Annotated in this window: 9 protein-coding genes and 1 tRNA gene; 5 read left to right on the top strand and 5 right to left on the bottom strand. The window is 46.1% G+C overall.

Annotated elements, in window-relative coordinates:
* Positions 1-107 precede the first annotated feature (107 nt).
* The 3 genes from C2U43_RS29855 (at position 108) to lptG (ending at position 2,403) form a co-directional block, all read left to right on the top strand.
* The gene (locus C2U43_RS29855) at positions 108-158 is read left to right on the top strand and encodes a hypothetical protein (protein WP_212723231.1); all 51 of its coding nucleotides are present in this window, start codon (positions 108-110) and stop codon (positions 156-158) included.
* A 62-nt stretch (positions 159-220) separates the two neighbouring features.
* Positions 221-1,321 (top strand): LPS export ABC transporter permease LptF, encoded by a 1,101-nt coding sequence (lptF, locus tag C2U43_RS22725; RefSeq protein WP_103285833.1) that lies wholly within the window; start codon positions 221-223, stop codon positions 1,319-1,321.
* The gene (gene lptG, locus C2U43_RS22720) at positions 1,321-2,403 is read left to right on the top strand and encodes an LPS export ABC transporter permease LptG (RefSeq protein WP_008786067.1); all 1,083 of its coding nucleotides are present in this window, start codon (positions 1,321-1,323) and stop codon (positions 2,401-2,403) included. Before lptF ends, lptG begins: the two co-directional genes overlap by 1 nt.
* 103 nt (positions 2,404-2,506) lie before the next feature.
* Here the strand turns inward: lptG and C2U43_RS22715 are convergent, their stop codons facing one another.
* On the bottom strand, positions 2,507-4,009 hold the full coding sequence (locus C2U43_RS22715; protein WP_103286020.1) for a helicase HerA-like C-terminal domain-containing protein: 1,503 nt from the start codon (positions 4,007-4,009) through the stop codon (positions 2,507-2,509).
* 147 nt (positions 4,010-4,156) lie between these two features.
* The gene (ahr, locus tag C2U43_RS22710) at positions 4,157-5,176 is read right to left on the bottom strand and encodes an NADPH-dependent aldehyde reductase Ahr (protein ID WP_103285832.1); all 1,020 of its coding nucleotides are present in this window, start codon (positions 5,174-5,176) and stop codon (positions 4,157-4,159) included.
* A 220-nt stretch (positions 5,177-5,396) separates the two neighbouring features.
* Between ahr and C2U43_RS22705 the strand changes: the two genes are divergently transcribed.
* Positions 5,397-5,481, top strand: a tRNA-Leu gene (locus tag C2U43_RS22705).
* Positions 5,482-5,680: 199 nt separating this feature from the next.
* Positions 5,681-6,928, top strand: a complete 1,248-nt coding sequence (locus C2U43_RS22700; RefSeq protein WP_023326599.1) for a tyrosine-type recombinase/integrase — start codon at positions 5,681-5,683, stop codon at positions 6,926-6,928.
* A 172-nt stretch (positions 6,929-7,100) separates the two neighbouring features.
* Here C2U43_RS22700 and C2U43_RS22695 read toward each other — a convergent pair whose 3' ends face one another.
* The 3 genes from C2U43_RS22695 to C2U43_RS22685 all read right to left on the bottom strand — a co-directional run bounded on the left by C2U43_RS22695 (position 7,101) and on the right by C2U43_RS22685 (position 12,418).
* Positions 7,101-9,593, bottom strand: coding sequence for a DEAD/DEAH box helicase (locus tag C2U43_RS22695; protein WP_023326600.1), 2,493 nt, complete (start codon positions 9,591-9,593; stop codon positions 7,101-7,103).
* A 58-nt stretch (positions 9,594-9,651) separates the two neighbouring features.
* Positions 9,652-10,887: a type II restriction endonuclease gene (locus C2U43_RS22690; RefSeq protein ID WP_023326601.1), complete on the bottom strand. Its 1,236-nt coding sequence runs from the start codon at positions 10,885-10,887 to the stop codon at positions 9,652-9,654.
* 94 nt (positions 10,888-10,981) lie between these two features.
* Entirely contained in the window at positions 10,982-12,418 is a 1,437-nt protein-coding gene (locus C2U43_RS22685; protein ID WP_032635511.1) for a DNA cytosine methyltransferase, read from the bottom strand.
* Positions 12,419-13,600: the final 1,182 nt, after the last annotated feature.

The raw sequence follows: 13,600 nt of genomic DNA, 5'->3' as shown, positions 1-13,600 counted from the left end.
GAATTGCAAGCTTTCGTAACTCATACCCGCTGTTGCGGTGACTTCGTGTTAATCTTAACGTTATTACGGCATTGGCACGTCAGAACAATTTCTGAGAGGTGGATCCGTTGAGTATAATGATCTTAGCGACGATTTCGACGACTCAAGAGAATAAATGACGTTTAAGCCATGAAACAAGCTAAATTCCGGCAAAAGACGGGTTTTTACGGGCGTATTTAAAGTGATAATCATAAGATATCTGGTTCGGGAAACGCTCAAAAGCCAACTCGCGATCCTATTCATCCTGCTTTTGATCTTCTTTTGTCAAAAGTTGGTCAGGATCCTTGGTGCGGCGGTTGACGGTGATATCCCGGCAAATCTGGTGCTCTCGCTGCTGGGGCTGGGCGTGCCAGAAATGGCGCAACTTATCTTGCCCTTAAGCCTGTTCCTCGGGCTGTTGATGACGCTGGGCAAACTGTATACCGAAAGTGAAATTACGGTCATGCACGCCTGCGGGCTGAGCAAGGCAGTGCTCGTGAAAGCGGCGATGGTGCTGGCGCTGTTTACCAGTATTATTGCGGCAGTCAACGTGATGTGGGCCGGGCCGTGGTCCTCCAGACATCAGGACGAAGTCCTGGCGGAGGCGAAAGCGAACCCCGGTATGGCGGCGCTTGCTCAGGGGCAATTCCAGCAGGCTACCAACGGCAGTTCGGTGCTGTTTATCGAAAGTGTTGACGGCAGCAACTTCAAAGACGTGTTCCTCGCGCAAATCCGCCCGAAAGGCAACGCTCGTCCTTCGGTCGTCGTAGCCGATTCCGGACATCTTACCCAGATGCGTGATGGCTCTCAGGTCGTGACGCTAAACCAGGGGACGCGCTTTGAAGGTACCGCGCTGCTGCGCGATTTCCGCATTACCGACTTCCAGGATTATCAGGCGATTATCGGTCATCAGGCCGTGGCACTGGATCCAAACGATACCGACCAGATGAACATGCGTACGCTGTGGACGACCGACACCGATCGTGCCCGCGCGGAGCTGACCTGGCGTATCACGTTAGTATTCACCGTATTTATGATGGCGCTGATGGTTGTACCGCTGAGCGTGGTGAACCCGCGTCAGGGGCGCGTGCTGTCGATGCTGCCAGCAATGCTGCTCTATTTGCTGTTCTTCCTGGTTCAGACGTCGCTGAAGTCGAACGGCGGTAAAGGTAAGCTGGATCCAGTGTTCTGGATGTGGACGGTTAACATGGCATATCTGGCGCTGGCGATTGTGCTTAACCTCTGGGATACGGTGCCGATGCGCCGCTTGCGTGCCCGTTTTATGCGTAAAGGAGCGGTATAATGCAGCCTTTTGGTGTACTTGACCGCTATATCGGTAAAACCATTTTCACCACCATCATGATGACGCTGTTCATGCTGGTGTCGCTCTCCGGGATCATCAAGTTCGTTGACCAGCTGAAAAAAGCCGGGCAGGGGAGCTACGATGCGATGGGCGCCGGGCTGTATACCCTGCTCAGTGCGCCGAAAGATATCCAGATCTTCTTCCCGATGGCGGCGCTGCTGGGGGCATTGCTGGGGCTGGGCATGCTGGCCCAGCGCAGTGAACTGGTGGTGATGCAGGCTTCCGGCTTTACCCGTATGCAGGTGGCGTTGTCGGTGATGAAAACCGCGATTCCGCTGGTGCTGCTGACGATGGCTATCGGCGAATGGGTCGCGCCACAAGGCGAACAGATGGCGCGTAACTACCGTGCGCAGCAGATGTACGGCGGCTCGCTGCTCTCTACCCAGCAGGGGTTGTGGGCGAAAGACGGTGACAGCTTTGTCTACATCGAGCGGGTGAAAGGCGACGCCGAGTTAGGCGGGATTAGCATCTACTCGTTTAACGACAAGCGCCGTCTGCAGTCTGTACGCTACGCTGCGAGCGCAACGTTTGACCCGGAGCAGAAGGTCTGGCGTTTGTCGCAGGTGGATGAATCCAACCTGACCGATCCGAAGCAAATCACCGGCTCGCAAACGGTGAGCGGCACCTGGAAAACCAACCTGACACCCGACAAGCTCGGCGTTGTGGCGTTGGATCCTGATGCGCTGTCGATTAGCGGTCTGCATAACTACGTGAAGTACCTGAAGTCGAGCGGCCAGGATGCCGGACGCTACCAGCTCAATATGTGGAGCAAAGTCTTCCAGCCGCTGTCTGTAGCGGTCATGATGCTGATGGCGCTGTCGTTTATCTTTGGTCCGCTGCGTAGCGTCCCGATGGGCGTGCGCGTGGTGACAGGGATTAGCTTTGGCTTTGTGTTCTATGTGCTGGACCAAATCTTTGGCCCGCTGACGCTGGTGTACGGCATTCCGCCGATTATCGGTGCGCTTCTGCCAAGCGCCAGCTTCTTCCTGATAAGCCTGTGGCTAATGCTACGTAAGTCGTAATCACAGTAATCGTAGGCCTGATAGCGTTGTGCTTTTCAGGCCTACTCCGGACCCGTAGGCCGGATAAGGCGTTTCCGCCGCCATCCGGCAACGTAACACGGGGCTAGCGTTTTCTCCCGCCCATCAAACTCCCCAACATGCCGCGAATTATCTGATTGGTAACCTGTCGCGCCGCGCTTTTCGCCACGCTCTGCACTACGCCATCGCGTTTACCGCCGCGCGGTCCGGTGCTGCCAAACAGAATATCCTTCAACCCACCGAGAATACCGCCATCCACATCGACAGCTTTACCGTTGGCGGGAGGCGTATTTTGCTGCTCGGTACTGGCCTGCACGCCTTGCTGTAAACGTTCATAGGCGGACTCGCGGTCGATCTCTTCTTCATATTTACCGTACAACGAAGAGTGATTAATCAGCCCGTTGCGCTCGTCGTCCGTCACCGGTCCCATCCGTGAGCATGGCGCAATCACCATCGCCCGTTCAACCACGGACGGGCTGCCTTTGGCGTCCAGAAACGACACCAGCGCCTCACCGGTACCCAGCTCCTGAATGGCTTTTTCGGTATCAAATGCCGGGTTGGCGCGCATGGTTTGCGCCGCGCTTTTCACCGCTTTCTGGTCTTTCGGCGTGAACGCGCGCAAGGCGTGCTGCACGCGGTTCCCCAACTGACCAAGCACGTTGTCCGGAATATCCGACGGGTTTTGCGAGACGAACCACACGCCGACCCCTTTCGAGCGGATCAGGCGGATCACCTGTTCGATTTTATCCAGCAGCACCTGCGGAGCATCGTTGAACAGCAGGTGCGCTTCATCGAAGAAGAACACCAGTTTTGGCTTCTCCAGATCACCCGCTTCCGGCAACTGTTCGTACAGTTCGGAGAGCATCCACAGCAGGCTGGCGGCGTACAGTTTGGGCATCTGGTAGAGCTTCTCGGCGCTGAGGATATTAATCATCCCTTTGCCGCTGGCGTCAGTACGCATCCAGTCTTTGATGTCCAGCATCGGTTCGCCAAAGAAGTGCGCAGCGCCCTGTTGCTCCAGCGACAGCAGCCCGCGCTGGATCGCCCCGACCGAGGCGCTACTGATATTGCCGTACTGATTCTGGAAGGATTTAGCGTTATCGCCAATGTACTGGGTGATAGCCCGCAGGTCTTTGAAATCGAGCAGCAACAGACCCTGGTCATCGGCAATACGGAAGATAATATCCAGCACGCCGGACTGCACGTCGTTGAGGTTCAGCAGACGGGCCAGCAGCAGCGGACCGAGGTCAGATACCGTGGCCCGCACGGGATGACCTTTTTCGCCGAAGATATCCCACACCGTGACCGGATTAGCATGCGGTTGCCAGTCAGTAATACCGATATTTTTCAGGCGGGCGAGCAGCTTGTCAGAGGCTTGTCCTTCCTCGGCTACGCCGGTCAAGTCACCTTTCACATCGGCCATAAATACCGGAACGCCAATCTCGGAAAGCGATTCGGCCAGCTTCTGTAGCGTGACGGTTTTACCGGTCCCGGTCGCGCCGGTAATCAGCCCGTGACGGTTGGCCATGCCTGGCAATAAAAACAGTTCGGTGTCCGGCGTGCGGGCAATTAGCAGGGGTGCGCTCATTGAGATTTCCTCCATTTATCCTGCCTGGAGTATAGGCAACCGTGACGCACTCTTCACCGCTAAATTGCGGAGATTGTGAGGAGAATTTAACCTGTCTGGAATAGCGGGGAGAATAGCCGGGAAGCTTACGCCACCCGGCAAAGACGATCAGAAGTCTGCTTTAAGCACTACGCGGTAGCGGGCTTTGCCGTCACGTACATGTTGGATTGCTTCGTTAATTTGCGACATCGGGTACAGTTCGGTGGTGGGCGACACCTTGCTGCGCCCGGCAAACTTCATCAGTTTGCGCAGTTCGAACGGCGTACCTGTTGCCGAACCGGAGATGCTGCGATCGCCGGCTATTAAGGTGAACGCCGGAACCGGCAGCGGCTTCAGCACCGCACCGACGGTATGGAAGTTACCTCCGTAGGCCAGCGCTTCAAAATAGGGCTGCCAGTCGAGATCGACGTTAACCGTGTTAATAATGAGATCGAACTGGCCCGCCAGCGCTTGTAGCGCACCCGGATCGCGGCTGTTGACCACCTTATCCGCTCCCATTGCCAGCACTTCCTGCTCTTTCGCCGGATTGGAGCTGAACGCGGTCACTTCGCAACCCATCGCGTGTAACAGCTTAATGGCGATATGCCCCAGGCCGCCGATGCCGATCACCCCGACGCGGCTGGTGGCGGTGATATGGTGCATCAGCAGCGGTTTGAACACCGTGATGCCACCGCACAGTAATGGGCCAGCTGCCGCCAGATCGATACGCTCCGGAAGCGGGATCACCCACTGCCAGTCGGCCCGCAGCTTCTCAGCAAAACCACCGCGATTAAGAATTGTGGGAACAGACCCTTCAAGGCAGTTGATCTGATTACCGCTGATACAGGCATCGCAGTGCCCGCAACTGCGCGCCGTCCAGCCAACGCCGACGCGCTGACCAACCTTCAGACCTTTATCCTGCGCCGCGCTGCCGAGCGCCGCCACGCGACCAATCACCTCATGCCCGGCAACCAGCGGATACTGAGAGAATCCCCATTCGTTGTCTATCATCGACAAATCGGAATGGCAGATACCGCAGTAATCGACCTGGACTTCGACATCTTCCGGCTTAAGCTCGCCCGCATCATATTCATAGAGTTCGAGTTCGCTGCCCGCAGCTTTTGCGGCGTAGCTTTTTATCATCGACATCGTGTTTCCCTCAGTGTGGTGTTGAACTGGAAGTGTAGAGCATGGGGAAACGGGACGCTTCGCAGAAGGGGGGATTAAGGAGGGGGCAAACTGTGATGAGGGTTACAGCTAAGAAAGGTAATGCTGAAATTTTCAACACTTAGCGAGCCAGACACACGCTGGCGCTTGCATGGTGGCGCATGACAGGTATAATCCACAACGTTTTCCGCATCCCTTCCGTGCCGGAGTGGCGAAATCGGTAGACGCAGTTGATTCAAAATCAACCGTAGAAATACGTGCCGGTTCGAGTCCGGCCTTCGGCACCATCGGAACATCAATAGACGTCAACGGACGTCTTTTTTTGTGCCTGAAATCCGCGCCACACAAGGCTTTCCGCGATTTTCCTTTCAACATAAGTCAATCTGAGTCAACCCACATCAAGTCGCTTGTGAGTATAGAACCGAGTATATATGCTGGTTCGATAATGGTTGTATACTCACAGCGGCACATGGAAGGAGAACTTTTATGGCTCTGACAGATATCAAAGTGCGTTCTGCAAAACCGCAGGAAAAGGAATACACCCTTGTCGATGGGGATGGCATGTTTTTGCTTATTCATCCTAACGGTTCAAAATACTGGCGGTTCCGCTTTCGTTTTGGTGGTAAGCAGCACCTAATGGCGTTTGGAGTTTATCCTGAAACGTCATTAGCTGATGCTCGTCAAAAGAGGGAAGAGGCCAGAAGGCTTGTTGCTGCTGGAATCGATCCTCGCGAACACAAACGTGCGGTGAAAGAAGAACAGGCGAAAGAAAATATTACCTTTGAGTCAGTTGCCAGAGAGTGGCATGCCGCAAATAAAAAATGGTCAGAAGAACATAGCCGACGGGTGTTGAAGAGTCTGGAAGACAATCTGTTCTCTGCAATTGGCAAGCGCAGTATCGAAGAGCTAAAGACTCGCGACCTGCTTGCCCCCATTAAAGTCGTTGAGGCTACAGGTCGCTTTGAAGTCGCTTCTCGTCTTCAGCAACGAACAACTGCCATCATGCGTTATGCCGTCCAAAGTGGCTTGATTGATTACAACCCGGCCCAGGAAATGGCTGGTGCAGTTGCTTCCAGTAATCGTGTCCATCGCCCAGCGCTTGAATTGAAACGCCTACCTGAATTACTCCACCGAATTGACGGTTACACAGGACGACCTATGACTCGTCTGGCCGTTGAGCTTACGTTGCTAATTTTCATCCGGTCCAGTGAGCTGCGCTTTGCTAGATGGTCTGAGATCGATTTTGAAACAGCAATGTGGACGATACCGGCTGAACGAGAAGTTATCGAAGGGGTAAAGCATTCACAGCGTGGTTCGAAAATGCGTACACCTCATCTTGTGCCGTTATCTCGGCAAGCACTGGACATCCTCAAACAGGTTCATAAGCTCAGTGGAAATCGTGATTTTGTTTTCGTTGGCGATCATAACCCTCGTAAGCCCATGAGTGAAAATACGGTCAATAAGGCACTGCGCGTTATGGGATATGACACTAAGGTAGAGGTTTGTGGGCATGGATTCAGGACAATGGCCTGTAGCTCGCTGATTGAGTCAGGGCTTTGGTCGAGAGATGCAGTTGAACGGCAGATGAGCCATATGGAACGTAACTCAGTGCGGGCTGCTTACATTCATAAGGCGGAGCACTTAGATGAGCGAAGATTGATGTTGCAATGGTGGGCTGATTATTTAGATGCAAACCGAACAAAGGAAGTTAGCCCATTTAGTTTTGAAAAGTAGGATACTGATTTGTTTTAATTGTTAAAATATAGGTGTTATTTAATCAAGAAAAAGCTTCGTAATATTACGACAAAAAATTTCTAGAAATGCGGTTAAATCCTTAATTAGTATCTCAAGGCTTCTTTATGTAGTTTAATACCCTCCCTCCCAAACAATAGGAGGGAGGGTATTACTATCTTTGATTGAATGGTTTTGTATATTGTTCAACAAGATCCGTTGATTGCAATTTAAAGAAGGCCAGTTTTTGTCTTATTGCATCAATATTACCGAGTTCGTTATTGGCTACAAGAGCATTAAAGAAAGATTGGATGTTGCTTTTGAAATAGCTCAGTTTTTCAGCGTCCATAATTCTAGAGTTTGGTTCCAAAGATGCGGCTGACTCGATATTTATGGATGGATGGATTAATATTGGAGTCATTTTACTAAAATGATCATAATTATTTTTAAACCAAATTCCTGAGCCATTCAGTTGATTACAATAATACTTTGAAATGGTTTCATTAGTAGCTTCATTTTTACATTCAATAACCAGATACTCTCCTTTATTAATTGCCCAAAGATTATCGGGGCCTTCCTTGTATTTCTCTTCAGGTCTTTCACTTTCATAACCGATTAGCTTTCCAATCTCATAAATAGCAGCTTCAAATCGATTTGATGAGCTAGGTTTGAATTGAAGATCATCTAATATAGAATTTAAATGAATGAGAAGGTTGTTGCTTGAATTATATCGCTCTTGTACGTAATTATTTAGTTTCAACGCTTGAACTTGTAATTCTTGATCGATTTTATTGAATTGTATACCTTGAATAGGTTTAAGAAGTCTTTGATTTAATTCATTAGCCGACTTTAATATTTTTTGTGATTCACTTGGGTCGTAAAAATTAGTATATTCAGCTAGTATTTGTTTGGCATATCCCTTTAGTTTTTTATCTGAACAAGAGTTACAATAGTCTTCAATTATTCTGCATGCGGCTGGGTAACTATTTCTGCTAGCTAAGGAAAAAGCCTTAAACAGCATGTTATTAAAGTTATTTTCGTTTAGCGGCTGTTGGTATGTTAATTTAGATAGGACACCTTTACTTGCAGCTATCCATTGTTCATTGCGTGATAAACAATAATCCATAACTTGGATTATTTCATCTGGACTAGGAGATGTTAATTGCTGTGCAATTTGTTCAGATAATTCAATTTGAGATTTAGTGGCAGGAGAAAAATAATTTTTAGCATCATTAACATATAATAAATTAGCTAGTTGTGGTCCTAACAACATCACAACACAATAGTCATCATTAGATCTAACCCCTCTCCCCATACCCTGCTCAATCCGCTGAATGGTTCTAATACTTCCTTCTTTGCTTCCTAACAATATACCATTTTTAATTTTTTCAATGTTGTTTCCATCATTAGGTAACCCATCGACGACAAGTAAACGGCAAGCATCTTTAGGTAAATCAATCCCATCATAGCGATTTATTAAAACGGTTAAACCAACATGACTAGTTTTTAGTTTATGGATTCCATCATTTAAATTTTCTCCTTTCAGTATTTGGTGTGAAATATCAGCCCACTCTTTTGCTCTATATTCAGAAGGGCAAATAACGACAACATTATGCCTTGATGAAATTTTCTGACATATTTCTTTAATATCTTTATCATATATTTTAGGGTTGAGGACTTGAGGTAAGATGATGAGGCGTTCACCAATATCACCTGCTCTTTCTGGAGTTATACAATTCTTTACCTCATTAGGCTCCACTCCGAAATGCGTTGATAAGATACTATCGTCTGCGAGTGTTGCTGTCATATATATTTTTCGGTAGGCATTCTCTAGAGAAGGAAAAATATCAATAGGTACAATATGAGGAGTGATTTCTATACTTTTAGCACTAATTACACATTTGCAAAGGCTAAGTTTTTCTTTTATGAGTGGTAATGAAAATAAAAGGTCTTCGCATTTATTATGCTGGACTAATAACTGGGTGACTTCCTCTATTTTTTGTTGCCAAGCCCAAAATGAAATTTCCTGCAGTGCAGCATAATCATCATTTAGTATCTCCCTATATTTTACATAATTTTGATTTGCCATGTCATGTGAGAAAATAGATAGTAGTTGGTGATATAAATCACCTTTCTCTCTTTTAATTATGCGGGCTGTAAATTGAGATTCAACAGTGTTGAGGCATGCATGCGCATCATCAATAATAATACTACCAATTGGGATCTTAATTCCTTCGCTACCAACTCCGAACCTGCTTTTTCCATTTACTAACTTATAAATGTTCGCTACTAAAATATCATTTCCGGCTAAAAAGCCTACAGATGTCTCATCGGTTGTAACTGATATTCCTAGCTTGTTTGCTTCATTAATAACTTGTTGAACTAGATAATTGTCTGGAACTAAATAGACAGCAGGCCCTTTTTTTTCATTTAAGCAACTTTTTAGGATTATTAGGCCTACAACTGTTTTCCCACCTCCTGTATTCATTTTTATAATAGTATTCGTTGAATCCCTGCTGCCCTGCCATTTAGTCCATACTTCCGATTGAACATCTCTTGGGTATTGAAAATTTGCATTATCCTTTTTAGGTAATGCTTGAAATATCTCACGTGGTGAATATGATGTGTTTACTACATTGCCAACACCTATTTTATCAAAGTTTAACATTATGCCTCCAGTGCAGTTTGTTTGTAATAGTCTTTGCTTTGTTAAGTCAATTCTGTACTTAATTTTTGGCTAAAACTAAAGCTATGAATTGCTTTAAACTAATTAGTTCATCCCTTACGCTTTCAGGGTAGGACTCCCATAATTGATATGGAACAACGAGTTGAAGAGATTTACTCTTCATTTCTGATAATTGTGAGTAACTTATGCCTGGCTGTATTGTTACAAGATGCTTATTGGGCACTCGATCGCCTTCAGCTAAAACTTGCCTCCATCTATCTTTACATGTTGTTTTTGCACCAAGTAAAATAAGTTTCTCAGGAGGATAAGATATATCATGGTATGCCTTAAATGATGGAAAAAGGAAATCAGGTTTTGACTTGTTTTCAGTTGTATTTTTTGATGAACCTTTTTCAAACGTTAAGCCGTGTAATTTGAATAAATGGCTTAAATGATTTTCGAAGGCAAAACCAACTCGTGATTTTCTTCGATTTTGAACGCTTAAAGAGAAATCGACGAACGCATCAACATCACCCCCATCATGCCCAAATCCCTGGAGTAATCGATTGCGAACAAGATACCGCTCATAAGTCCTAAATAGAAGTTCTTCTTCTGCTAACCAGGTCATTAATGCTTCATCGGGGTGGGCTAATGGACTTGCTGGTCGACGACTCCTTGCCAGTTCTGAAAATTCATGTGATTTAGGTAAACCTTGTGGAAAGAGCTCAAGTAAAGTTCCAAGTAAAACTTCATTTTCTTCATGTTCTAGTTCAAAGTTTATACCTACCTGCTCCAGTAAAAGCTGTACTGGAAGAAGAAGTTGCTTGTCGCTAATTTTAGAAGATTGAAATTTCTCTTTAAGCTGCTTAGTAAGTCCGAATAGATTTCTTAGCTGAGCTTCAATGCTTGTGTCAGCAGGGGCAAAACACATCAAGAAATTACCATTTGTTTGCTGAGCGATTAGGAAAAAGTCTCCTTCTTGTATTAGTTCAGTGACAGAATTATCATGATAGTAAAGCCTGTATTCAGGAGAACGGTGGGGGGATTTACGTCGAGAATCATACCAAGTGACATGATCGTCTTCTATCAGTGGTTCTTCCATTTCATCAGTGATGTAAACCATCTTACAGGCAAATCTAAATGCTTCTTCTTTCCCTGGCCTGCCGAGCACATCACCAAAACCGACTTTTACAAGCCCTCCTATCTCATGTTGATGAGATCGAGAAAGATCAGCATCAACAGCACTTAAATGCTTGCCTGCAGCGACTCGAAAAATATCTCTTAGCCTGTGATCCATAAGGATTTATCCTCTAACAGAAGAAATACTAATCTAACCTTTTAGAAAAAAAAATGAAATGCAATGTGCCTGCATTTTGCAGGCACATTGCATGTTATCCAGCTTTTTTTAGACCTTTATCGGTTTTGTTGACCGCTTTTAGAATGTAGGGTTCCAGTAACTTAGCTACAGCCTCAAAGACAGGAACTACGACTGAATTACCAAACTGGCGATAGGCTTGTGTATCAGATACTGGGATACGAAATTTGCACTCACCTGGTTTTTCAAATCCCATTAACCGAGCACATTCGCGTGGTGTTAAACGGCGTGGTCTCTTAACAAGGTTATCTTTATCATGAAAGTTTTGTTCACCTGTAGCTTTATTCCATCCTCTATCAATGAGGATTTCTGAGCCATCTTTATGGTATCGGGCAGAAAGCGTTCTAGCTACGGCCTGTTCATCTTCTGGAGATACTAAACCGAAACCAAAGCCATTTCCTTTCGCTTGATGTTTTTTAGCGTAATTATAAAGGTATTCCCAGAGTTTAACTGTCAGGACGTACTTATTATCAACATCATCATCAAGCAGTTCCTTAAACATTGGCCTATTTTGAGGATAGAAGCTTTTTATATTTTGTAAAGTGAAATTCTCAGCTAATTCAAGGTCTCTTCGAAAACCAACTAGAACAATTCGCTCACGATGTTGAGGAAGGAAATGTTTACCATCAATTATTTTAGGGTCTGCAGAACCGGTACAATCTACATCGGCTATATCGTAGCCCAGTTCATCTAATGTTTCTTGAATCACTTTAAAGGTCTTACCTTTATCATGGCTTTTTAGATTTTTTACATTTTCAAGGACGAATATTGATGGTTTTTTAACTGCTATTATTCGAGCTACATCGAAGAATAGCGTACCTTGAGTCTCACATTCGAATCCATGAGCCCTTCCTAAAGAATTTTTTTTACTAACGCCTGCGAGACTAAATGGTTGGCAAGGAAACCCCGCAAGCAGCACATCATGCTGAGGAATATTTTTATCAATATTCTCATAAGCTTCTTGTTCTGGAATGTCACTCTTGTCACTCAGCGTAATTTCGCGGATATCGGAGTTGAAAGTATGCTCCTGAGGGTCACTATACCAGTTCGCTTTGTATGTCCTGACCGCTTGCTCATTCCATTCACTGGTGAACACACACTGTCCTCCTATAGATTCAAATCCGCTACGAATACCTCCAATTCCAGCGAATAGATCAATAAAGCGAAATTGGTAATTAGGATGACAAGAGGGCGGCTGAGGTAGCAGGTTACGTAGCATTTTTATTTCAACTTCAATGAGCTGCTTAGGAGCCACTTTCCCATTTATCCATCGATTAATGGATTCCCTTGTCCAATCATTACCGCTGACAGAGCGTAAGCATTCTGCGACAGTTTTTTGATCATAGATTTCAAGAACTTGCTTGAGAAGCGCGAAATCTTCTGCCATACGTGCCTGGGAGGCTTGCTGAGATTCTTCCATCAACTGTTTGACGATTGGCTGCAATTCTTTCATTTTATTCATCTTCTGGGTTAAATTAGTGACATGATATCACAAAAACAAACCCTGTACATGCATACATGATCTATTGTAAATAACTATTGTTGGTGCGTTCTATAAAAAGTAGATTGCATCAAAAGTGTACCAGAAGAAGAACTCATACTACTTTACACGCTATTGTCACGACGGCACTGTATGTTGCCTTATTGCGCTGACCAGCTCCCACAGAACAGCTTAATAAGTGTGATGCATCTATCAATTGAACTCACGGCGAAAAGCGGATATTAACCGAGAGAGTAAGAGGCCGTCATCTGAGCAAGGACACGGCACTTACCGATCTAAGGTAAACTGTCGGAAAATATTTTTTATAGGTTAGTGGGTGCGTATTGATAAGCATTCTTTTTCAGGATGTTAGATATGTATTGTCTCCGCATATGGCTGGTAATATGCTCTAAAAAATGCGCGTTTTCGTCGGAATCGGCCTGCCCGGTGGCACAATGATGTAGGCTCCACCTTTCTGATTTCCCTTCCAGTTTAGAAGAGCCCGTTAAAGTTTTCTCTCGGGCAGTTTGGCTGCCGTTAGCCATTCCGGTACCAGCGAAGTGCTTAGTCCGTCTAGGGTTACCTACAAAAATATCCGACTGCAATGGCTATTTGGTCTTGGGGGCGCGCTTGCTGAATCGTTGGTTAGTATCCATTCAGGCCTGTCGGCGTTGCTGTTAGATTTCAGATAGCTATGAGCACTTAAACCTTTCGGTCGCAGGAGAGCAGGTTTTGTATGAGGCAATCTGACGAGGCGACCAGCTGATATTCGATGCTGTATCTCCCTGTGAGAAAAGCTTTTAAGGCTAATCCTGAAAGATTCTACGCGGTAGACAAGTCAAAAATGACTAGTTGACAAACCAAGAAAAAAACGAAAAGATATGGTTTACTAATTCACGATATGGCGAAAAGATTATGTCAGCGTATTCGAAAAATTTGAAGCCTTGTTTTGCTATCAACTCTAATTTAGACCAAATATCTGTTGATATCTTACTGTCGAACATCGCTGATGTACTTGGGCAACTTTGGGCCAACAAGCACAAGCTCGATTCGAATTGGATTACAGGCTGCCGCGCGTATGGTTGGGTAAAAGAGTATATCGAACAAAATCACCTTAATTTACCTGGGGTTAAGGTTGTCAGTACTTCTGATGTA

It is taken from the genome of Citrobacter freundii complex sp. CFNIH9 (assembly GCF_002903305.1).
Lineage (GTDB): Bacteria > Pseudomonadota > Gammaproteobacteria > Enterobacterales > Enterobacteriaceae > Citrobacter > Citrobacter portucalensis.
This window is presented reverse-complemented; position numbering and strand designations above follow the sequence as displayed.